The sequence below is a fragment of the Bifidobacterium mongoliense DSM 21395 genome, assembly GCF_000741285.1.
In the GTDB taxonomy this organism is placed as follows: Bacteria; Actinomycetota; Actinomycetes; order Actinomycetales; family Bifidobacteriaceae; genus Bifidobacterium; species Bifidobacterium mongoliense.
Window position 1 is genome coordinate 81,723 of record NZ_JGZE01000011.1, and the last position, 23,644, is coordinate 105,366.

The 23,644-nt window shown below is 64.6% G+C and carries 15 protein-coding genes; 4 read left to right on the plus strand and 11 right to left on the minus strand.

Features of this window, described 5'->3' with window-relative positions:
* Positions 1-32: 32 nt before the first annotated feature.
* Positions 33-1,175 carry a molecular chaperone DnaJ gene (gene dnaJ / locus BMON_RS05275; protein ID WP_033512280.1) on the minus strand — a complete coding sequence of 381 codons (1,143 nt, stop codon included), beginning with the start codon at positions 1,173-1,175 and terminating at the stop codon, positions 33-35.
* 51 nt (positions 1,176-1,226) lie between these two features.
* Positions 1,227-2,333, minus strand: coding sequence for a heat-inducible transcriptional repressor HrcA (hrcA, locus tag BMON_RS05280; protein ID WP_033512281.1), 1,107 nt, complete (start codon positions 2,331-2,333; stop codon positions 1,227-1,229).
* A gap of 303 nt (positions 2,334-2,636) precedes the next feature.
* On the opposite strand from hrcA, the gene tkt reads away from it, so the two are divergent.
* Positions 2,637-4,736 (plus strand): transketolase, encoded by a 2,100-nt coding sequence (tkt, locus tag BMON_RS05285; RefSeq protein WP_033512126.1) that lies wholly within the window; start codon positions 2,637-2,639, stop codon positions 4,734-4,736.
* Between the two features lie 88 nt (positions 4,737-4,824).
* Positions 4,825-5,928, plus strand: coding sequence for a transaldolase (gene tal / locus BMON_RS05290; protein WP_033512282.1), 1,104 nt, complete (start codon positions 4,825-4,827; stop codon positions 5,926-5,928).
* Positions 5,929-6,385: 457 nt separating this feature from the next.
* On the opposite strand, the gene BMON_RS05295 is transcribed toward tal, so the two are convergent.
* The 9 genes from BMON_RS05295 to uvrA form a co-directional block, all read right to left on the minus strand.
* A complete protein-coding gene (locus tag BMON_RS05295) occupies positions 6,386-7,222 on the minus strand; it encodes an HAD family hydrolase (RefSeq protein ID WP_033512127.1) in 837 nt (278 codons plus the stop codon).
* Between the two features lie 1,149 nt (positions 7,223-8,371).
* The gene (secG, locus tag BMON_RS05300) at positions 8,372-8,620 is read right to left on the minus strand and encodes a preprotein translocase subunit SecG (protein WP_033512129.1); all 249 of its coding nucleotides are present in this window, start codon (positions 8,618-8,620) and stop codon (positions 8,372-8,374) included.
* 118 nt (positions 8,621-8,738) lie between these two features.
* Positions 8,739-9,533 (minus strand): triose-phosphate isomerase, encoded by a 795-nt coding sequence (gene tpiA / locus BMON_RS05305; RefSeq protein ID WP_033512130.1) that lies wholly within the window; start codon positions 9,531-9,533, stop codon positions 8,739-8,741.
* 138 nt (positions 9,534-9,671) lie between these two features.
* A complete protein-coding gene (locus BMON_RS05310) occupies positions 9,672-10,877 on the minus strand; it encodes a phosphoglycerate kinase (protein WP_033512132.1) in 1,206 nt (401 codons plus the stop codon).
* Between the two features lie 158 nt (positions 10,878-11,035).
* Positions 11,036-11,983 (minus strand): DNA-binding protein WhiA, encoded by a 948-nt coding sequence (gene whiA, locus BMON_RS05315; protein WP_033512133.1) that lies wholly within the window; start codon positions 11,981-11,983, stop codon positions 11,036-11,038.
* A gap of 167 nt (positions 11,984-12,150) precedes the next feature.
* On the minus strand, positions 12,151-13,104 hold the full coding sequence (gene rapZ / locus BMON_RS05320) for an RNase adapter RapZ (RefSeq protein ID WP_237745346.1): 954 nt from the start codon (positions 13,102-13,104) through the stop codon (positions 12,151-12,153).
* 2 nt (positions 13,105-13,106) lie between these two features.
* Positions 13,107-14,096, minus strand: a complete 990-nt coding sequence (locus BMON_RS05325) for a shikimate dehydrogenase family protein (protein WP_033512134.1) — start codon at positions 14,094-14,096, stop codon at positions 13,107-13,109.
* Positions 14,097-14,149: 53 nt separating this feature from the next.
* Positions 14,150-16,687, minus strand: coding sequence for an excinuclease ABC subunit UvrC (uvrC, locus tag BMON_RS05330; RefSeq protein ID WP_033512136.1), 2,538 nt, complete (start codon positions 16,685-16,687; stop codon positions 14,150-14,152).
* Complete coding sequence (gene uvrA, locus BMON_RS05335) at positions 16,684-19,656, minus strand: excinuclease ABC subunit UvrA (protein ID WP_033512137.1); 2,973 nt, start codon at positions 19,654-19,656, stop codon at positions 16,684-16,686. Before uvrA ends, uvrC begins: the two co-directional genes overlap by 4 nt.
* 297 nt (positions 19,657-19,953) lie before the next feature.
* Here uvrA and BMON_RS05340 point away from each other — a divergent pair, with 297 nt between their 5' ends.
* Positions 19,954-21,555, plus strand: a complete 1,602-nt coding sequence (locus BMON_RS05340) for an ABC-F family ATP-binding cassette domain-containing protein (RefSeq protein ID WP_033512139.1) — start codon at positions 19,954-19,956, stop codon at positions 21,553-21,555.
* A gap of 94 nt (positions 21,556-21,649) precedes the next feature.
* On the plus strand, positions 21,650-23,641 hold the full coding sequence (locus BMON_RS05345) for a bifunctional ADP-dependent NAD(P)H-hydrate dehydratase/NAD(P)H-hydrate epimerase (RefSeq protein WP_051917916.1): 1,992 nt from the start codon (positions 21,650-21,652) through the stop codon (positions 23,639-23,641).
* Positions 23,642-23,644 lie beyond the last annotated feature (3 nt).

Sequence of the window (23,644 nt, forward strand, 5' to 3'; positions counted from 1 at the left end):
GCGTCGTGCCCGCCATACAACAGGAGAGGCGTCTAACCCAGTGCGCTCTTGAGCTTGCTGAAGAAGCCCTTCTTGCCCACCGTGGGCTTCGAACTCTGCGCGATGCGGCCCGCCCCCGAGTCGTGTGATTGCGCGAACCGTTCGATGAGTCCACGCTCATCGTCGTTGAGCTTCGTGGGGATGAGCACGTTGACGTGGGCGATGAGATCACCGCGCTCTTCGTTGCGACGCATCCGCGCCACGCCGAGGCCGCGGACGGTCACCGTCTGCTCGGGCTGGCAACCCGCCGGGATGGCGATGGTCTCTTCGCCGTCGAAAGTGTCGATGTCGACGTCGTGGCCGAGCACCGCCCAGCTCATGGGGACCTGAACCCAGCAGTGCAGGTCATCACCCTCACGCGTGAACCGCTTGTCCGATTTGACGCGGATGTCGATGTACAGGTCGCCGGCGGCCCCGCCGCCCTCACCGACCTCACCTTGGTTGGACAGACGCAACCGAGAGTTGTCCGCGATGCCGGCGGGCACGTTCACGCCGACCTCGCGTTGGCTGCGCACCCGACCGTGACCCATGCAGGTCTGGCACGGGTGGGTGATGATGGTGCCGTGGCCCTCGCAACGTTCGCAGGGCGCCGTGGTCATCATCTGGCCCAGCATGGTGCGCACGACCTTCTGGCGCGTGCCCCGGCCCTGGCAATCCGGGCAGGTCGAGGGCTTCTTGCTGTCGGCGGAACCGGATCCGCCGCACTGCGGGCACAGCACGAATGTGTTGATGGTGACGTGCTCGGTGCCGCCGAACACCGCGGTCTTCAGATCGATGGACATGCCGGCGAGGGCGTCGCGTCCCGGCTGGGTGCGTGGGACCGGCCCCTGGGAGCCGCCGCCGAACGCCCCGCCGAAGAACTGGCCGAAAATATCCCCCATGTCGCCCATATCGAAGCCCTGGGCGCCGTATCCGCCGGCGTTCGGGTCGTTGGGGTCGACGCCGGAGTCGTACATCCGCCGCTTGTCGCTGTCGGAGAGCACCTGGTAGGCGTTGTTGACCTCTTTGAACTTATCCTCGAATTCGGGGCCCGCGATATCGGGATGATACTTGCGGCTCATCTTGCGATAGGCCTTTTTGATCTCCTCGTCGCTCGCCGTGCGTTCGACGCCCAACACCTCGTAATAATCTGCCAATGCCTTGTCCTTCATATTGTCGTTCGGGAGTTATTGTGCCATGAACCGGGGTCAGTGCCCGTCGTCGTCCTCATCCTGGGCCAGTAGGCCGGTCAGGTATCGGGCCACCGTCCTGACCGCCGTCATGGTCGCGCCGTAGTCCATATGCGTCGGTCCGATGGAACCGACGAAGGCCACGGGATCCGCATGTTCGCCCTTGGCCTGGCGCTCCGAGCCCGTTTCCGTATCGGTGCCGGTCTCGTCCGCCGTCTCGGGGCTGCGTCCATAGCCACTGCTGACGACGGAGGCGTGGATGAGACCGGGGTTGTGCGTCTCGGAACCGATCGCCACGCCGACGCCGCCCTGGTCCTCCCCCAGCGTGCTCATGAGACGCATGAGCACCACCTGCTCCTCAAGGGCGTCGAACAGGGGCGCGAGGTCTCCGATGGTGCGTTGGTGCGCGAGCTGGGACGTGCCCGCCATATACAGGTCGCTGGTCTGTTCGTCGTCGGCCATGCTCGTCAGGGCGTCGGCCAACGCCCCGGCGAGCCGTCGTCTCGGCGACGAGAGGGTGTCGAGCGCCAACGTTCTGATCCGCTGCGCCGCCGTGAAGAGACGCAGGCCCGTGCAATCGGCGTTGATCAGCGAGCAGAAGTCGTCCAGATCCGATTGCGTGCAGGGCTCCGGCATCGTCAGCGTGTGCTGGGCCACGCCTCCCGTGTCCGTGATGACGACGGCGAGCAGACGCGAGTCCGACAAGGGGACGAGTTCGACGTGGCGCAGCGTGGATTTCGACAAGGAAGGCGAGGAGATGACGGCTACCTGTCCCGTGATGTCGGCCAGGATCCGGGCCCCGCGTTGCAAGGTGTCCTGCAGGCTCACCGACCCCCCGAGGAAGCGCGTGATGCCGCGTCGTTGCGCCTGGGTCAGCGGCACAAGCGTCGACAGCCGGTCCACGAAGTACCGGTAGCCGTGCTCGGTCGGTATACGGCCGGCGGAGGTGTGCGGCTGGACCAGATACCCCTCATCCTCGAGGGCGGCCATGTCGTTGCGTATGGTGGCGGAGCTCACTCCGAGATCATGGTGGTGTGCCAGTGCCGATGAGCCCACCGGTTCCTGTGAACGGATATAGTCTTCGATGACGGCGCGCAAGACCAGCATGCGACGTGAATGGACCATGGCCATGCTCCTCTCCCGGATTGCCTCGAATGCGTCGGCGCTCACGCTCGAGGGCGCCTTATACCTTGCTATTGTATTAGCACTCGATGTTACGGAGTGCTAATGCGTTCGTTCCTGGAGAATTCCGCACGTCTCGGATGTTCGGTTGTGAGCGTTCACCGGTGAGGTGTGCGCGAACACGCCTATCACTGGAATCCAAGTCGGCTGCGAAAGCTAGCATGGAGGTGCAATGTGAGGGCATGGACAGCACGGCATAAGCCGGAGGCGTCGGGCCCGAAGTATTGGAAGGAAAGTAGATCACATATGACCGATTTCACCTGGTCTGAACTGGACGAACGTGCAGTGAAGATGGCAAAGGTCCTCTCCGCGGACGCGGTCGAGAAGGCGGGCAGTGGCCATCCCGGCTCCCCCATCTCGCTGGCGCCGGTGGCGTACACGCTGTTCCAGCACTACATCAAGCACGATCCCAAGGACTCCGCATGGGCCGGCCGCGATCGTTTCATCCTCTCCGGTGGCCACGCCTCGCTCACGCAGTACGTGCAGCTGTTCTTCTCGGGCTATGACGTCACCCTCGACGATCTCAAGCACTTCCGTGGCGGCGCCGACACGCGCACCCCGGGTCACCCCGAGTATGGCCTGACCGACGGCATCGAAATGACCACCGGTCCGCTGGGCCAGGGCCTGGCCTCCGCCGTCGGATTCGCTTACGGACAGCGTTTCCAGCGCGGTCTGCTCGATCCCGAAGCCCCCGCCGGCACCTCGCCCTTCGACCACAAGGTCTGGGTCATCTGCGGTGAAGGCGACGTCGAGGAGGGTGTCTCCTCCGAGGCCAGCTCGCTCGCGGGCAACCAGGGTCTGGGCAACCTGACCGTGATCTTCGACGCGAACCACATCCAGATCGAGGGCGACACCAAGCTCACCTTCTCCGAGGATATCCTCAAGCGCTATGAGGCCTACGGCTGGTACACGGACGAGGTCAGCTTCGTCCAGCCCGACGGCTCCTACAAGGAGGACACGGAGGCTCTCGCCGCCGCGATCGACAAGGCCGAGCAGGTCACCGATCGTCCGAAGTTCATCAAGGTCGACAGCCTCATCGCATGGCCGACCCCGGGCAAGACGAATGATGAGTCCTCCCACGGATCGAAGCTCGGCACGGAAGCCGTAGCGGGCCTCAAGAAGGTTCTCGGCTACGATCCCGCCGTCAACTTCGCCATCGATGACGAAGCCCTCGCCCACGCCCGCAAGGTCGCCGATCGCGGCGCCGAAGCGCACCGTGAATGGGACGCCAAATTCGATGCGTGGAAGCAGGCGAACCCCGACAAGTACGCGCTGTACGAGCGTCTCGTCGCCGGTAAGCTGCCCGAAGGCTTCGACAAGGCCATCGATGATCTTGAGTCCTCCTTCGAGGCCGGTCCCAAGGTCGCCACCCGTAAGGCCTCCGGTGCGGTGATCAACGCCATCGCCGCCGTGATGCCCGAACTGTGGGGCGGCTCCGCCGACCTCGGTGGTTCGAACAAGACCAACATCGACGGCGCCAAGTCCTTCGGCCCGAACGCCGATGCGACCCGCACCTGGCCCGAGGTCTCCGAGTACGGCCGTCAGCTGCACTTCGGCGTGCGTGAGTTCGCCATGGGCGCCATCACCAATGGCATCCTGCTGGGCTCCAACACCCGCGTGTTCAACGGCACGTTCTTCCAGTTCTCCGACTACGAGCGTCCGTCCGTCCGTCTCGCCGCGCTCATGAAGGTCCCGAACCTGTACGTCTGGACCCACGATTCCGTGGCCCTGGGCGAAGATGGTCCGACGCACCAGCCGATCGAGCATCTGGCCACCTTCCGCGCCATGCCGCAGATGGAGGTCGTGCGCCCGGCCGACGAGTACGAGACCACTGAAGCGTATCGTCACTTCTTCGAGAAGGACAACACGCTGCCGACCGCCATGGTGCTCACGCGCCAGGGTGTCCCGACGCTCGCCGAGACCGCCGAGAAGGCCAAGGATGGCGTCAAGCGTGGCGCCTATGTGCTGGTCGATGTCGAGGGAACCCCCGACGTGATCATCATGGCCAGCGGTTCCGAGGTCCAGTGGGCCGTGGCCGCCGCGAAGACACTGGCCGGTGAGGGCGTCAAGGCCCGCGTCGTGTCGATGCCGTCCATGGAGTGGTTCGAGGAGCAGGACAAGGCGTACCGCGAGTCCGTACTCCCGGCCTCCGTCAAGGCCCGCGTCTCGGTCGAGGCCGGGGTTGCGATGCCGTGGTACAAGTACCTCGGCGGGGATGGCAAGGCCGTCTCCATCGAGCAGTTCGGCCTGCAGGGCGACGGTGCGCAGAACATGATTGATCTGGGCATCGATGAAGCGCATGTGGTGGCGGCCGCCAAGGCCTCCATCGCCGAAGCCAAGGCCTGAGACCATCCCGGTCGGGACGCACATTTTACCGATGTCGTCCCGACCGGATGCATCATCTGAAATTTCCATCAATAAGGAGTACATGAATATGAGTGAAGCAACGCAGCGCACCAGTGATTCCGGTGTCTCGATCTGGCTGGACGACCTGTCCCGCACCCGCATCGAGTCCGGTTCTCTCCAGGATCTGATTGCACATAAGAACGTCGTCGGCGTGACGACCAACCCCTCCATCTTCCAGAAGGCACTGAGCCAGGTCGGTCCGTATGACGAGCAGCTCAAGCAGCTCGGCAAGGTCGACGTCGAGACCGCCGTCCGTGAGCTGACCACCACCGATGTGCGCAATGCCACCGACATCTTCAGCGAGGTCGCCGAGAAGAGCGACTACGTGGACGGCCGCGTGTCCATCGAAGTGGACCCCCGCCTCGCCCATGACACCGAGACGACCAAGAAGCAGGCCGTTGAGCTGTGGGAGAAGGTCAATCGTCCGAACGCCATGATCAAGATCCCAGCGACCCTCGAGGGCCTGCCGGCCATCACCGCGACGCTGGCCAAGGGCATTTCGGTCAACGTCACCCTGATCTTCTCGCTCGAGCGTTACGAGCAGGTCATGGATGCCTTCATCGAGGGCATCGCCCAGGCCGCCGCCAATGGCCACGACCTCAAGCACATGGGATCTGTCGCCTCCTTCTTCGTGTCCCGCGTGGACACCGCCGTCGACAAGCTGCTCGAGCAGAACGGCTCCGACGCCGCCAAGGCTCTGGAAGGCAAGGCCGCCGTGGCCAACGCCCGCCTCGCCTACCAGCTCTTCGAGAAGAAGTTCGCCGAGGATCCGCGCTGGGCCGATCTCGAAGCCAAGGGCGCCAAGAAGCAGCGTCCGCTGTGGGCCTCCACCGGCACCAAGAACGCCGCTTACTCCGACTGCAAGTACGTCGACGAGCTGGTCGCCCCGTTCGTGGTCAACACCATGCCTGAGAAGACCCTCAACGCCCTCGCCGATCACGGCAACGGCGCCGAGAGCATCTCCGGCACCTACGAGGAGAGCAAGGCCGTCATGGACAAGCTCGCCGAGCTGGGCATCAACATCAAGGACGTCACCGATCAGCTCGAGTCCGCCGGTGTGTCCCAGTTCATCAACTCCTGGGATTCGGTGCTCGCCGACACCCAGGCCGGCATTGATCGCGTCAACGCCTGAATGACTCCCGGCATCGCCGATCGTTGATCGGCGGTACCTCGCATTGCGAATCGTCCCCCGTACATGTCCGTGTGGCATGTACGGGGGACGATTGCGTTTGGGGAATGGCTCAGTGCACATCGGCTCAGTGGGCAACGGCCAAGTGGGCAACGGCCGGCGAACATAGCACGGTGCCATAACACGGCACCGTGCATACTGGTCCACATGCATCGTCCGTGCGTACGGCACAGTGCACACGGACGATGTACACCGGTTTCCCTCGTATACGGTCCTGTACACCGGTTTCCCTCGTATACGGTCCTTGTACACCGGTTTCCCTCGTATACGGTCCTGTACACCGGTTTCCCTTGTGCACGGCCCCACTCGTGCACGTACCTTGTATATCGGGTTCTTGTCGTACCATGGCCCCCTCCGCACACGGCCCTTACATGTCACGGTACACACGGCCTGCACGTATCTAGAGCAAGGCTTCGATCCAGCGGGCCACGCCGTCGTCGTTGTTGGAGGGACAAATCCCGTCGGCGATGGCTTTGAGCTCCGGATGGGCGTTGGCGACCGCCACGCCGTATCCGGATCGGGAAAGCATGTCGATGTCGATGGTGTCGTCGCCGAAAGACACGGTGTCGTGTTCGGACACGCCAAGACGGCGGCACAGGGTGTCGAGGGCGTCACCTTTGTTCGCACGGGGGTTGGAGAGCATCCACATGATGCCTTCGCTGATGCTGACGGCGAAATCGGATGGTATGAGCGCGGCGAGTTGGTCTCGCTGCGATGCATCGGGCAGGATAATGATCTTGTCGGCCATGCCATCAGGCACATCGGTGAAATCCGTCAGCCGATACGACTGCGTCTGCCACAGTACACGCACATCGAAGTTCGTATAGCGCACGTCGTGCATCACGATGCCCAAGCGCAGCCCGGGCATCGCATCGAGCAGATCACGGCACACGGCGCAGCCCCGGCTTGCCGGGAAGCCCACTCGCAACAGATGACCGTCGTCGGGGGTGTCGGGGCCGATGAGCATCGCCTCGTCCGAATACGACGGTTTGGTGTCAATGAGCGCACCGTTGAGGTAGGCGCATGCGTCCACGGGGAGGCGATTGATCATGGGAAGTGCCGTGCTGACCGGCCGTGCGGTGGAGACTGCGAATTTGATGCCCTGGTCATGTGCGCGTTCGATGGCCGCGACGCAGCGGCCGGTCAGGAAGCGCTCCTCGAAACTCGCCGCATCGTGAAGCAACGTGCCGTCAAGGTCGGCGACGAGAAGCCGGGGCATGGGTCGTTTCGTGGTCATACCTGCTCCCCCAGTGACGATACGTCGGTGATGGTGTACTGTTCCTGATTGCCCATCATGTCAAGACACCGAGACGCGATCGCATCTGTCGGCACGAGATCGGCCTCCGGTCGTCGTTTCCGGCATGGTGAGACTTGGGAGCACGTCCTGCGCTGGCCTTCGAACATCGCATCCACCAGCGGTCCGCCTGTATTGTTGGTCCGTCAAAGTGATACCAGGATCGTCTGCGAGCGACGAGGATCGGTGAGTGTGCAACGAGTCGATAAGTGGCTGGTGCAAGTCTTCGCTGCACTGACACAAGTCGTCGGTTACCGCACAAGGGTCGACGATTGAGCGTCGCAAGTCGATGATTCACCGTCACAAGTCGACGATTGGGTGACAAAGATGGGCGATTGAGCGCCGCAAGTCTTCGGTTGACTGATGTAAGTCGTCGGTTCGCGCACCAAAATCGTCAGTTAGCCGACACAAGTCGACGGTTCGCGAACAAAGATCAGCGATTCAGTGGCACAAGTCGTCGGTTCGCATAGACAAGTCGGGTGATACGAAAATCGAGGGGCCATATTCCGCGGTTGTTTTTTGCTATCACCCGACTTGTCTGATCGGTATGAGACGCGGCCTTCCATGTTCCGGACACCCCGACGGACAACGGAACACAGTCCTTGGCCTGGGGAACGAAAGAGATGCCGTCAACGCATATGTCGAGGTTCGCGCCGCCGGGGTGGGGCCGAGTTGGCGCAGGCACAGGGCAAGATGCAGGAATAGGTTCGCGCCGCCGGGGTGGGATCCCAGGTTTTTAGGGCGGAGTGCATATTGCCGCGGACTTAGCGGGTGACGATGTGACTTACCGGTTCACGCGACGCGACGGTTCACGCGACGCGACGGTTCACGCGACGCGACGGTTCACGCGACTATCGGGACTCCACGACTCGAAACGTTCATAAGACTCACGTGAATCGCACGAAGCATTACGATGCATACGGCGCAGCGATTCACACCGCTCACACGACGACATACACAAAACGAAACGGGCATCGATATCGTCGATGCCCGCCATAGTAGTGCCGATGGAGTGGATAAATCGGCTGAAGTGATAATCAACTGATTTATGATTAGCTGAGTGGATAATCAGTTAATCAGCTAACTGGATAATCACCCGAGATTGAACCGTGACATGAGATCGAGCCCGATGGCCACGGCCACCCACAGGACCGCGATGATCACAGTCCAGCGGTTGAGGTTCTTCTCCGCGACGCCTGACGTGCCGGCATTCTGGGTGAGCCCGCCACCGAACATGTCGGACAGGCCGCCACCCTTGCCCTTGTGCATAAGAATCAACAAGGTGAGCAGCAGACTGAAGATAACGATTACGACGCGAAGCACCAGCTTCACTATGACCATGGCTGACACGGACGAACCTCCATAACGACGATACTTCTGCAAGGATACCCCAAGGTGCCGGACCAACGGGCCGACCCGGCGTGATTCGTGCGGCATGTTTCACACGGGATGCACGACATCAGCGGGTGGTCTTTACGGTGAGGCGGGCGATGCGCGCCAATTCCTCGACGTCGAGCGAGGCCCCGCCTATGAGGAAGCCGTCGACATCCGGTTCGGCGATGATCTGCGTGCAGTTCTTCGAGGTCACCGAACCACCGTAGAGGATGCGCACCACCTCGGCGACATGCGGGCCAAAGGTATCCCTGAGATCGTCACGTATCGCCTTCGCCGCGTCCTGTGCGGTCTGCGGAGTGGCCACCATCCCCGTGCCGATCGCCCATACGGGTTCGTAGGCAACGATCAGGCGCGCGGCCTCCTCGTCGGACAGGTCGCGCGTGACGTCGTGCGCCTGGCCCACGGCGAACTCCAGTTCGATGCCCTGGCGGCGTTCTTCGAAGCTCTCCCCCAGGCAAAGGATCGGCTGCATGCCGGCAGCGAGCACGGCGCGCACTTGGTCGACGATGTTGGCGTCGTCCTCCGGATGGTATTTACGGCGTTCGGAATGCCCCACGATGACGTAGCGGCATCCCAGACGAGCCAGCATATCGGCGGAGACATCCCCGGTGAACGCCCCTTGGGTGGTTACGGAGACAGATTGGGCGCCGTACGTGATATGCAGATGGTCGGCCTCGACGAGCACCTGCACGCTGCGCAGTGCCGTGAAGGCGGGGAACAGCGACACTTCGCAACGCCGGTAGTCGAACTTCGCGTCGCGAAGCAGCCAGGCGAACTTCTGCACGAAATAGGTTGCCTCGAGATGATCGAAATTCATCTTCCAGTTACCCGCAACCAATGGAACGCGCGTCGCGCTCATGCCCCGCCCCTGTCTTTCCTGTACCGCGGCCGTATCGCTCCTGCGATATGACTATCATGCTAGCAGACCGGCGTAGCCGGGTCGCAACCTCGAAGGCTTGAAGCCCCGGTCGTGACCCGGCTACGCCGGTCGCTTATGCTACTCCAGAACCGACAGGCCCGGGAGCGTCTTGCCTTCGAGGAACTCGAGCGAGGCGCCGCCACCTGTGGAGATGTGCGAGAAGCCGTCCTCCGGGAAATGCATGTTGCGCACCGCGGATGCGGAGTCGCCGCCGCCGACGATCGTGAAGGCGCCTGCGGCCGTCGCGTCGACCAGCGCCTGGGCCACGGCCCGGGTGCCTTCGGCGAACTGCGGGACCTCGAAGACGCCCATCGGCCCGTTCCAGACAACCGTGCGGGAATCGACGATCTTGTCGTGGAAGAGCTTGGCGGACTTCGGTCCGATGTCGAGTCCCATCTTGTCGGTGGGTATGGCGGCGGCGTCGACGACCTCGGGGTTGACCGGGGTGTCGCCCGCCGGGAACCCGGCGTTGACGACGATGTCGACGGGCAGTACGAGTTCGATGCCGTTGCGCTCGGCTGTTTCGATGTAGCCCTTGACCTTCTCGAGCTGGTCCTCCTCGAGCAGGGAGGTGCCGACCTCATAGCCCTTGGCCTTGAGGAAGGTGTAGGTCATGCCGCCGCCGATGATGAGGCGGTTGGCCTTGGTGAGCAGGTTCTCGATGACACCGAGCTTGTCGGAGACCTTGGAACCGCCGAGCACGACGGTCAGCGGGCGCTGGGGGTTGTCGGTCGCCTTGGACAGTGCCGTGACCTCCTTTTCGACCAGCAGTCCGGCCGCCGAAGGCAGGTCGGCAGCCACGTCGTAGTTCGATCCCTGGGCGCGGTGCACGACACCGAAGCCGTCGGAGACGAAGACGTCCGCCAGAGCGGCGAGTTTCTTGGCGTAGCCCGCGCGGACGGCGGCGTCCTTGCTGGTCTCCTCGGGATTGAACCTGACGTTCTCGAGCATGACCACGTCGCCGTCGGCCATGCCGGCCACGGCGGCCTGGGCGGCCGGACCGTAGGTGTCGGCGGCCAGCGGGACCGTGATACCGAGCAATTCGCCGAGGCGGGCCGCGACGGGTGCCAGGGTAAGGTCGGGGACGACCTTGCCCTTCGGACGGCCGAGATGGGCCATCAGGATGACCTTGGCACCTTGCTCGCGCAATGCCTTGATCGTAGGCAGGGCGGCCTTGATGCGGCCGTCATCGGTGATCGTCGTGCCGTCTAGCGGGACGTTGAAGTCCGCACGCACCAGCACACGCTTGCCCTGGAGATTGCCGAGATCCTTGAGAGTCTTCATAGATATCCTTTCCTAACCGTCCGATCGAGCGTCGCCGCTGACCGTCCGGGAAGAGTCCGACGTGATGTACGCCACACTGATGATACAAGCCGCAATGAACAAGGCGCCCGCGGCGCGGGATGCGTCACGGGCGCCTGGGGCAAGCGGTGTTCGTCGGTTCAGTCGTTCTGCATGCGTGCCTTGCGCGTTTTGTCGCTCAGCTGCAGGAGACGCCGGATGCGGCCGGCGATGGCGTCCTTCGTGATGGGCGGATCCGCGAGGCGGCCGAGTTCCTCCAAGCTCGCATCGGGGTGGTTCAGACGCAGTTGACCGGCGTTCTTGAGATTGTCGGGCATGTCGTCGCCCAGTATCTCGAAAGCCTTGCGCACCTTCTCCCCCGCCTCCGCGGCGGCCTTGGCGCTGCGGCGCATGTTGGCGTCATCGAAGTTGGCGAGGCGGTTCGCCTTGCCTCTCGCTTCGCCGTCCGAACGCTTGCCGGTCCATTCTCGCGCCGAACGGGAGGCCCCCATGATGATGAGCATGCGTTCGATGGCGTCGGGGTCGCGTAACGTGACCCGCTCCGAGCTGCGTACCTGTCGGGCCCTCGCACTGATGCCCAGTCTGCGGGCGGCCCCCTGCAGGGCCAGTGCGGTCTCGTGGGTTGGGCAGATGATCTCCAGGTAGCTGGCCTTGCCCGGGTCCGAGATGGCGCCTCGAGCGAGGAAGGCACCGCGCCAGGCTGCCTTGATCTGTGCGATGTTACCGCTCACGATATCGGCGGGCAGGCCCTTGACCAGACGCATGCGGCGGTCGAGCAGCCCCGTCTGCAGGGCCAGTGCGGTGGCCCCCCGTTCCACGAAGACGTCATAGCGCCGGACGACGCCGCCCGGTGTCTGTCGTGCTGCCTCCCGGACCACGGCCTCCTTCTGGAAGTACGCCGTGATGGTTCGCTCGAGCCAGGATGCCGCCGCGGGAGAATCGAATTGTGCCCGTATGATCGCCTGGTTGTTCACGGGTCGCAACCCGCCGCCAAAACGCATCATCGCCGAGGCCTGCGCCATTTTTGCAGCCGGCGAATCGTTGTCGATTGCAGCGAGTTCGTCTTTGACATCGTCGAGAAGTGCCAAGAACCGACCTCCTACTTCCCTTATATTCCGTGCCCGGACTGATTCATGAAACGCCGTACCGGGCTTTTGCCACGGCTTTCTGTGATATCGAATGTGTTGGACAAGACCATCGTAAGCATCCAGCATACGAACATGATTATCTCACGCTCCGACCCCGCCCACGTTCTTCATGCGACGTCCGGATGCTGTCGCCGATGCAGTTCCCGCGCCGATACGGTCACGGATAGGCCATGCTTGCGCAGCCGCTTCGCGAGTGCGTCGCTCATGGCCACGGAGCGGTGCTGGCCGCCGGTGCATCCGATCGCTATCGTCACGAAATGCTTGTCCTCGCGGGCGTACCCTCGTATCGCGATGAGCACGGCCTTCTCGTAGGCGTCGAGGAACTCCGTGGCCCCCTCGCTGCCGAGGACGTAGTCGCTCACCGGGGCGTCCTGACCGTTGAGTTCACGGAGGTTGGGTACCCAGAAGGGGTTCGGCAGGAACCGGACATCGGCCACGAAATCCGCGTCCAGAGGGACGCCGTATTTGAATCCGAAGCTGAAGATATGCACGGCGACGGTTGAAGGACCCGAACCGAGCAGCGCTTCGTACAACGTCGTCGAGAGCTGGTGGATGCTCAGATTGGAGGTGTCGATGACCGAATCGGCGCGCTCCTTGAGGTTGGACAGCAGCTCCCGCTCCTCCATGATGCCGTCGATGAGGCGGTTGCCATGCTGCAGGGGATGCGGGCGTCGTACCGATTCGTAGCGCTTGATGAGGACCTCGTTGCTGGCGTCGAGGAACAGGATGCGCGTCTTGACGCCCAGATCGTCGAGATGGCTGAGCACGGCCGAAAGATCGTCGAAGTAGCTGCGTGACCGCACGTCGATGACGGCGGCGAGCCGGTGGACCTTGGAAGCGGACGCCGTCATCATGTCCACCAGCGGTACGAGCAGTTTCGGCGGCATGTTGTCGACCACATACCAGCCCATGTCCTCCACGCTGTCCGCGGCGCGCGATCGCCCCGCCCCGCTCATGCCCGTGATGAGGAGCACCTCGAATTCATCGGCCGGTTTCGGGTCGTCGGGCCGCTCGCCACGCCGCACCGCTCCGGTGCCGCGTTCCTTCCCTGCATCCGCCATGCTCACATTGCCTCCCATAACGCTGTTCTCATTGCATTCTCCAGTACGACGTCGACCTCGTGCCCATCCGTCGGTGAGAATCCCTCCCGGGGCCATGACACGGTTCTCGGATCCCCGCCGCGACTCGTCGCCGTCATACGATGCACCTGACCGATCGCCTGATACAGCAACATCTCCTCGCCGCCAATGCTCAGGCCGCCGGCCTGCGACCACCTGTGGCCCAACAGGCTGGGATGGGGGTCGTATGCCACGTCCAGCAGCATCGCGCCGCGCTTCGGTGTGAGGGGAGCCGTTCCGTCCTGTGCGGTCACATTCCCGGTCGTCTCAGGGGCGACGCGCCGGGCCAGGGGGTCCGCCGCATGGGCGGGCAGGGTGCTGATGACAATATCGGCTTCGGCGATGCATCGTAGTGACCCGTCCAGCACCGTCGTTTCCAGCGTCATCCGGTCCGAGCGCTGCCGTGCGAAGTCGCGCAGCGTCGTCCTCGATTCGGGATGCCGCGCCGCGACGACGACATGCAGGTCGCGTGCCATCATGCTGACGGCGGCCAAGGCGGACAAGGCGGTGTTGCCGTTGCCGAGGATGACCACGTCAAGGCGATCGCCGACCGGTTGTACGCTCCCCCGGCTGTGTTCCCGGGCATGGGACAGGGCCAGACGAATCCCGTCGACATCGGTGTTGAACAGGAGCGGCCCATCATCCCCTCCGAGGACCACGGTGTTTGCCACGCGCAGTTCGCTGCTCCATCGATCGCATGGGGTGCCAAGAGTCATGACGGTGCGTTTGAGGGGCATGGTCAGGCTCAGCCCCGCCCACCCGTCATCAAGCGCCGACAGGAAGGCGGGCAGCCCATCCTCGTCCATTTCGATGCGATCGTAGCGCCATCCCCTCAGGTCGAGCACCCGGTACGCGGCCTGATGCAGGACCGGGGACAACGAATGCCCAATCGGCTTGCCCAGCACGGCGCAACGACGGTTTTCGTCAATGGGCATGACGCGCTCCTCTCCCCACGGCATCCAGAGCCGTGGTCTCCACCGGCCCCATGCTACTCGGCGCGATGCAATGCCTGATGTATCGTCTCGGCCCGGCTGCGGCCGATGCCGTCGACCCGCTCGAGGTCCTCCACGCTCGCCTTACGCAACTCCCTGACGGAGCCGAAAGCGGCCAGGAGCCGTTTCTGGTAGGCGATGCCGATGCCCGGTATGTCATCGAACGCCGATCGCAGCGATCCCTTCCTGCGCACCTGACGGTGGTAGGTGATGGCGAACCGGTGCGCCTCGTCGCGGACCCGCTGCAACAGATACATGCCTTCGGACTGACGTTTGAGGATGATCGGGTATTCGTCATCGGGCACCCACACCTCCTCGAGACGCTTCGCCAAACCGCATACGGCCACATCGTGCACGCCGCTGTCGTGCAACGCGCGGGCCGCCGCCAGGACCTGGGGCCTGCCGCCATCCACCACGATGAGGTTCGGGGTGTAAGCGAAGTGATGCGGGGCGGCGTTCTGGGCCACCACTCTGTCGCCCAGTTCCGCGCCGTGGCCTCGCCTCCGGTCGTCCGCTGTGGATCGCTCTGTGCGCTCATTCCCGTGGCTGACAACTCCGGTGCCGGCAGCGACTGTGCCGGTTGTGCCGTTCCCGGTTGTGCCGTCACTGGTCACGCTGGGCGATGCGGCGGCTTTCGCCGTGCCGATCGCCGCCGGGCCACCGTTGGCACGCCGCGGTTCGGGCGCCGACCCCCCGTGTCCGATGCTCTCACCGGAATCACCGGCTATATTGCCGTGCTTGAACCGTCGGGTCAGCGTCTCGTACATGGCGCTCAGATCGTCGAGCGCCCCCTTGCCGTCCTCGCCGCGGATGGCGAAACGACGGTATTCGGATTTTCGGGCCACGGCGTCCTCGAACACCACCATGGAGGCGACCTGGAAGGCGCCGCCGATCGTGTTCGAGATGTCGTAGCATTCGATGCGTAACGGCGCCTGTTTGAGCCCCAGGGCCCGGGCGACGTCGTTCATGGCCTCGGTCCTGGCGCCCAGGTCGGCGATGCGGTTCATCTTGCTGCGTTGCAGGGCCTGCGCGGCGTTTTCGTTGGCGCGCTCCATGAGGGTGTGCTTCTCCCCCCGGCTCGCGACGTGGATGGCGACGTTGGCCCCGCGCAGGCCGCGCAGCCACTGTTCGAGCTGGGCCCGGTGCGCGGGCTCGACGGGCACGATGATCTCCGGTGGCACCGGGGATATCGGGGCGAGCAGGTCGGCGCGTCCGGTCTGCTCCTGGCGTTCGCGCCGTGACCTGGTCGCCTGGGCCCGGGCCGTGGCGTCGGTGGCGGTCAGGGATTGCGTGGACCCGACCGCGTCGCGTTGCTGGGAGATGGTGATGGTGCCGGGAGTGGACAGCGCCGGGCTCGGGTCGATGCTGGCGTCAGGATCACGTCCGTTCCCCTGTTGTGCGGTGCCGTCACGGTCGTCCGGGAGGTTCGCGTCGTCCGTGACGGCAGCGTCTTGGTACAGGGGCCGTGGCGTCGGCGGCGGCGAGGGGATGTTGAGCGGCAACGCCGGTCGTTCGGCGTCGCGATCCTTGGTCAGATCGGTGTACACCTGCACGATGAGATCGGCCATGAGATCGGCGTCGGCGATGTCCTCGACCCGCTCGACGCTCCAGTTGCGTTCCCCCCGTATCGATCCCGCCCTGACGAAGAACGCGTGGATCGAGGCCTCGAGTTCGTCGCTGCGCAGGCCGAAGACGTCGATGTCCGTGTCGGAATCGAAGACGACGGCGTTCTGTTCGCCGACGGTTCGCAGCATGGCGATCTGATCACGCAGGCGCGCCGCGCGCTCGAATTCGAGGTCTGCGCTCGCCCGCTTCATGTCCTGGGTGAGCTGGCGGATGAAACTCGGTCCGAGCCGCCCCGTCAGCACGCCCACCAGCCGCTCGCAGTCGCGGCGGTGCTCGTCGAGTCCGATGCGACCCACGCACGGTGCCGAACACTTGCCGATGGAGGCGAGCAGGCACGGGCGACCCGACAGCTTGGCCCGGTTGAACACCGCCGGGGTGCAGGAGCGCACCGGGAAGGTCTTGAGCAGCATGTCCAGGGAATGGCGCAGGTCCCACACTTTCGCGTAGGGGCCAAAGTACCGGGTGTCATGCCGCTTGCGGTTGCGCGTCACCCACACCCTGGGCACCTCCTCCCCCACGGAGACGGCGAGGTAGGGGTAGGTCTTGTCGTCGCGGAACACGACGTTGAACCGGGGGTCGAACTCCTTGATCCACGTGTACTCCAAGGTGAGCGCCTCGAGCTCGGTGCCGACGACCGTCCATTCCAGGCTGCGTGCCGTGAGCACCATGGTCTGGGTGCGTGGATGCAGCTGCTGCAGCGGCTGGAAGTAGTTGGTCAGCCGGTTGCGCAGGTTCTTGGCCTTGCCCACGTAGATGACGCGGCCCTCGGCGTCCCTCCACTTGTAGACGCCTGGTTTGGCGGGGATGTCGCCGGTCTTGGGTCTGAACAGGTCGCGTGAATCGCCGAGTTGTTTGGCGGTCTTGCGCCATTCACCCGGGCTGTGCCGTTCGAAGACGCCGTGGCTCATCGCCGCGTACCCTCCTTCAGCATGGGCGCGAGGAACCGGCCGGTCCAGCTCTCCTTGTGCTGTGCCACCTGCTCCGGGGTGCCTTCGGCCACGACGGTTCCGCCGCCGTCGCCTCCTTCAGGGCCCAGATCGATGAGCCAGTCGGCCGATTTGACGACGTCGAGATTGTGTTCGATGACGATGACCGTGTTGCCCTTGTCGACCAGGCCCTGCAGCACGATGAGCAGCTTACGCACGTCTTCGAAATGCAGACCGGTGGTCGGCTCGTCGAGGATGTACACGGTGTTGCCGGTCGCCCGCCGTTGCAGTTCCGTGGCGAGTTTGACGCGCTGAGACTCCCCGCCGGAGAGGGTGGGCGCCGGCTGGCCGAGGCGGATATAGCCGAGCCCCACCTGGGTGAGGGTGTCGAGGTAGCGCGAGATCGAGGGATAGGCCTTGAAGAACCGCGCCGCCTCCTCGATGGGCATGTCGAGGACGTCGGAGACGGTCTTGCCGTTGTACTTCACCTCGAGCGTCTCGCGGTTGTAGCGTTTGCCGTGGCATTCCTCGCATTCGACGTAGACGTCGGGCAGGAAGTTCATCTCGATCTTGAGCGTGCCGTCGCCGTGGCACGCCTCGCAGCGGCCGCCCTTGACGTTGAACGAGAAACGGCCGGGCCCGTAGCCGCGCACCTGCGCCTCGGGCGTCTTGGCGAACAGCGTGCGGATCTTGTCCCAGACCCCCGTATAGGTCGCGGGGTTCGAACGCGGGGTGCGTCCGATGGGGTTCTGATCGACGTGGATCACCTTGTCACAGGCGGAGACCCCGTCCACCCGCCGGTGCTTGCCGGGCACGATGCGGGCCCCGTTGAGCTTGTTGGCCAGGACGGGGTACAGGATCGAGTTGACGAGCGTCGATTTGCCGGAACCCGAGACGCCGGTCACGCAGGTCATGACGCCGAGAGGGAAGTTGACGTCGATGTCCTTGAGGTTGTTCTCTCGTGCGCCCACCACTTTAAGCTGCTTCGTCTTGCGCACGCGCCTGCGGTGTTCGGGCACCTCGATGCGACGCCGACGGGCGATGTAGTCCCCCGTGATCGAACGGCTGGCCTCCACGAGGTGTCGGGCCGGGCCGGAGTAGACGACCTCGCCGCCGTGTTCGCCGGCGCCCGGCCCGATGTCCACGAGCCAGTCGGCCCGCTCGATGGTCTCCTCGTCGTGTTCGACGACAATCAGGGTGTTGCCCAGGTCGCGCAGGTGGTGCAGGGTCGCGATCAGCCGTTCGTTGTCACGCTGATGCAGGCCGATGGACGGCTCGTCGAGCACGTACATGACCCCCACGAGGCCCGAACCGATCTGGGTGGCCAGGCGGATGCGCTGCGCCTCGCCGCCGGAGAGCGTCTTGGCCGCCCTCGCCAGGGTGAGGTAGTTGAGCCCCACGTCGTTGAGGAAGCCGAGTCGGGAGCGGATCTCCTTGAGCACCTCGCCGGCGATCTTCGCGGCTGCGCCGTCCAGATGCAGGTCCGTGGCCCACTGCAGGCTGCGTTGGACCGGCATCTCGCTCACCTCGGCGATGGACCGGTCCCCTACGGTCACGGCGAGCACCTCGGGCTTGAGCCGGCGGCCGTGGCATGACTGGCAGGGCACTTCGCGCATATACGACTCGTAGTACTGCTTCATCTGCTCGGAATCGGTTTCGTCGTGGCGGCGCATGAGGGTGCGCACCACCCCTTCGAATCCCGTGGAGTACTCGCGCAGCCGTCCCCAGCGGTTGCGGTAGGAGACCTTGACCTTGAAGTCATGGCCGTACATGATCGCATGGCGTGTCGCCTCGGGCAGCTTGCGCCATGGGGTCGCCATGTCGAATCCCATGTCCTCGGCGAGGCCCTCGAGCACATGCCGGTAGTATTCGCCCGAGGTCTTGGTCATGCCCCAAGGCTCGATAGCCCCGTCGGCCAGGCTCTTGTCGGGGTCCGGGATGACCAGTTCGGGGTCGATTTCGAGTTTGTAGCCGATGCCGGTGCACTCGGGGCAGGCGCCATACGGTGCGTTGAACGAGAATGTGCGCGGCTCGATCTCGTCGATCTCGAGTTCGTGGCCGTTCGGGCAGGCGCGGCGTTCGGAGAACGGACGGCGCCGCTTGGGGTCGTGCTCGTCGAGGTCGACGAAATCGACGACGATGCGCCCTTTGGCGAGCTTGAGCGCGGTCTCGATGGAATCGGTGAGCCGCTGGCGGACACCGTCCTTGATGACCAGACGGTCGACGACGACCTCGATGGTGTGTTTCTTCTGTTTCGTGAGTGTGATGTCATCGGACAGCTGACGCATCTCGCCGTCGATCAGGGCACGGGCGTACCCGTCGGACCGCAGCAGCTCAAGCAGGTCCTGGAACTCGCCCTTGCGGCCACGCACCACCGGTGCCAGCACCTGGAACCGTGTGCGTTCGGCAAGGTGCAACAGACTGTCCACCATCTGCTGCGGGGTCTGCGAGCTCACCGGCTCGCCGCAGACGGGGCAGTGCGGGATGCCCGTGCGGGCGAAGAGCAGCCGCAGGTAGTCGTAGATCTCGGTGATGGTGCCCACGGTAGAACGGGGGTTGCGGTTCGTGGTCTTCTGGTCGATGGAGACGGCCGGGCTCAGTCCTTCGATGAAGTCGACGTCAGGCTTGTCCATCCGGCCGAGGAACTGCCGGGCATAGGCGCTGAGCGACTCGACGTAGCGCCGCTGGCCCTCCGCGAACAGCGTGTCGAAAGCCAGGGAGGATTTCCCCGATCCCGACAATCCGGTGAACACGACCATGCGGTTGCGCGGTATCTGCAGGTCGACGTTCTTGAGATTGTGCTCGCGGGCCCCCTGCACGGTGATCTTCATGTCGTTCGGGACCTTCGAGATATCCGCTATGAGCGAACCGTTCTCCCCCACAAGCGGCGCCCGTTCGATGAGTCCGGCGATGAGCGACTCGCCCTCCTCGCGCCGCTCCTGCACGTCCATACTCGCCCGAGCCGCCTGCTCCGGCCGTTCCGCCGTCGATGCTGTTGTCGTCACCGCTGCCTCCGCTTCGATATCCATCGTGCTCAGGATACCGCATATCGAGGCAACGTTCGAACAGTTGTTCGATTCCGGTCGTTCCGTGGTCCGATTCGCACCCCATGCGTATCATGGTCGTTTGGATTCTGTGCCGGCCGGGTCTCCGGCCGCACAATTGCGGCGATACGCCGGACGGATGCGGCGCACGGCGTCGCGTGCTTCGGCGGACAGCCATCATACGGAAGGACGATTGGGCAGGGCATGGCTATCGAAGGACAAGGGCTTGAGATTCAAATCGGCGCTCGCACATTGCTGCACCCCACGGACTTCCATGTCGTCCGCGGCGACAAGATCGGTCTGGTCGGTCGCAACGGTGCAGGCAAAACCACGCTGACCCGTGTGATCACCGGCGATATGCTCCCCGCATCAGGCCAGGTGCGCGTCACCGGCCATCTCGGCTATCTGCCGCAGGACACCCATGCGGCCGATCCCGAGCAGACGGCGCTCGACCGCATGATGAGCGCGCGTGACATCGCCTCCATCATCGTGCGGCTCCGTCGTGCCGAGAAGGACATGACCAGCCCCGACTCCGATGTCATGACCAAGGCGATGGACCGCTACGACAAAGCCATGCAGGACTTCGAGAAGGCTGGTGGATACGCCGCGCAGTCCCAGGCCATCTCCATGGCCGACAGCCTCGGCCTGCCCCAGAGCGTGATGCAGCAGAAGCTCGGCACCCTCTCGGGCGGCCAGCGCCGCCGCATCGAGCTGGCACGCATCCTCTTCTCCGACGCCGATACCCTCATTCTCGACGAGCCGACCAACCATTTGGACGCCGACTCCATCGAATGGCTCCGTGGTTATCTCAAGCGTTTCGAGGGCGGGTTCCTTGTGATATCCCATTCCACGGAGCTGCTCGACGAGGTGGTCAACAAGGTGTGGCATCTCGACGCCCAGCTCGGGGCGATCGACATGTACTCCCTCGGCTGGAAGGCCTATCTGCACCAGCGTGTCGTCGACGAGGAGCGCCGACGCCGCGAGCGCGAGGTGGCCGAGAAGAAGGCGGATCGCCTGATGAAGCAGGGCATACGCCTGCATGCGAAGGCCACGAAGGCCGTCGCCGCGCAGAACATGATGCGTCGCGCCGAGCGACTCCTGTCGCAGACGAGCGAGGCCGAGCGCAAGGAGAAGGTCGCCGACATCCGCTTCCCCGAACCGGCGCCGTGCGGACGCACACCGATCACCGCCAAGGGCATTTCGAAGGCCTACGGATCCAACATCGTGTTCGCCGGGATCGACCTCGCGATCGACAAGGGGTCGCGCGTGGTGATCCTGGGATACAACGGCGCCGGCAAGACGACCACGTTGCGCATCCTCGCCGGCGAGGAGACGGCCGATACGGGCGACGTCGTCTACGGGCACGGCTGCAAGATCGGCTATTTCGCTCAGGAGCACGACACCCTCGAACTCAACGCCACGGTGCTTGAGAACCTGCAGCATGTGGCCCCCGAGCTCGATGACACCCACGCCCGCTCGATCCTGGGCAGCTTCCTGTTCTCGGGTGAGGACGCGATGAAACCCGCCAGTGTCCTGTCGGGCGGTGAGAAGACGCGTCTGGCGCTCGCCACCTTGGTGACCTCGCGGGCGAACGTCCTGCTGCTCGACGAGCCGACGAACAACCTCGATCCGGTGTCTCGCGACGAGATCCTCAAGGCCATCGCGAAATACGAGGGCGCGATCATCCTGGTGACCCACGATGAGGGCGCCGTGGAGGCGCTCAATCCCGAGCGCGTCCTGCTCATGCCCGACGGCGACGAGGACCTGTGGAACGACGAATACCTCGACCTCGTGGCCGAGGAGTGAGACCGGCCACCGGACACCCCGACGGTGGGATCCGCACGCCGCACCTTCGTTGCGCAGCCGACTAGAATGAAGGCACGCAACCAAAGGGGTCGATATGATACACCATGGGGATTCAGTCCGGCGGCGGGCCTTGCGCCATGCCGCCTTCGACGTGGCGACGGTGCGCGCGATGGAGGCGCCGTTGTTGCGCAGCGGCGTGCCGCTTATGAGCATGGCGGCCGCGGCCGCGGCACGTGTCGTGCTGGCGTTGCTCGACGATATGGATGTCGACACCCATGAGGCAGGCGTCGTGTTGCTCGCCGGTGCCGGGGACAACGGCGGCGATGGTCTGCTCGCGGGTGCGCGGCTGCTGGGCGAGGGCGTGGCGGTCACGGCGGTGACCGTGGGCAGAAGCGCGCATGCGGCCGCGTTCTCCTCGTTCGTGCGTGCCGGCGGCAGCGTGTTGGTCCTCGATCAGGCCTCGACCATACCCGGCTGTGCTTCGGGATTCGGCGCCGGTGAGGCGGGCGAGCGCCTGCACACCGCCATCGGACTGGCTCAGGACGCCGATGTGCTCATCGATGCGATGACCGGCATCGGCGTAAGCGGGGCTTTGCGCGGCATTCCGGCGGCGCTAGCCAAGGCGCTCGGCCGCGATGGCGGTGTCCCGGACCGCCCGGCGATGGGCGATGCGGCGCATGACGACGATGATGCGCCGCTGGTCGTGGCCATGGACACCCCTTCGGGCATCGGCGTCGACGACGGTACCCTGCCGGGGCCATACATTCCCGCGGATATGACCGTGATGTGCGGGGCGCTCAAACCGTGCGCGATGCTGCCGCCGGCCGCCTATGCCTGTGGAACGGTGTATCTGGCGGACTTCGGGTTCGACCTGCATGGGCATGATCCCGCGGTGCGCGCCATGGACGGTGCCCTCGCCGCACGATCGCTGCGTCTGCCCCGGCTGCAGGACGCCAAATATTCCCGCGGCGTCACGGGACTGATCACCGGCTCGACCCGGTACCCTGGGGCGGGTGTGCTGACGACCGATGCCGCCGCCCATGCGAATATCGGCATGGTGCGTTACATGGGTCCCTCCCGTGTCCAGGACATGGTCCTCACCCGCGTGCCCGAAGCGGTGCTCGGCAAAGGGCGCGTGGAATCATGGGTCGTGGGTTCCGGAGTGCCTTCCGCGCAGGATCCGCAAGCCCATGCCGACACCCAGCGTGAGATCATCACGGCGCTTCTGGCCCATTATGATGTCGGTGAATACTCCACGGACGATCCCCGTGACGCAGATCCAAACGACGACGACGCGGATGACGCCGGATTGCACGATGAGGTCCCGGGCGGCGACGCCGAGGATGGTGACGCCCCGTTCGCGAACGGATCCGCAGGCTATGCCATGCCGCCGATCTGCGTGGATGCGGGCGCACTGGACATACTGCCCTCCCGCGTGCCGCCCCAGGTCGTCATCACCCCCCATGCCGGTGAGCTGGCCGCATTGCTCTCCTTGCGCGGCGAGGCCCTGTCGGCGGCCGATGTGTTGGCCGATCCCTGGTCCTGGGCGAAGCGTGCCCACGAGATCACCGGGGCCACCGTGGTGCTCAAGGGTGCGATCACCCTCGTCGTTGGCGATCATGAAGACGGTGGCGTCGTCACCCTGGTATCGGGTGCGGCCCCGGCGTGGCTGGGCACCGCCGGTGCGGGGGACGTACTTGCCGGCACGATGGGAGCCCTGCTGGCCCAACAGGACGGCGAGCTGCAGGAGGACGCCGACGCGTGCGTCGAAGCGGCCGCTGCCGCCTGCTACATCCACGGACGCGCGGCTGCCCTGGCCAGCGGCAGCGGCCAGCGCGGCTGGAGCGAGCCGACAATCGTCCGCATCCCCGTTCCGGCGCCCGCGATGAACGCCGCTCTCAGTGACGCCGGCCTCGGTGTCGGCGCCGTCGACATCGACGACCTGAGCGATGACGATGCCGTCGATGCCGTCGGAAGCGACATGGATGACGACCTGGGGATGGACGAGGTGCCCGTCGGTCACCCGATCGTGGCTCACGATCTCATCGCGGCCCTCCCCCGCGTTGTCTCGGGGCTGCTGGGATGATGA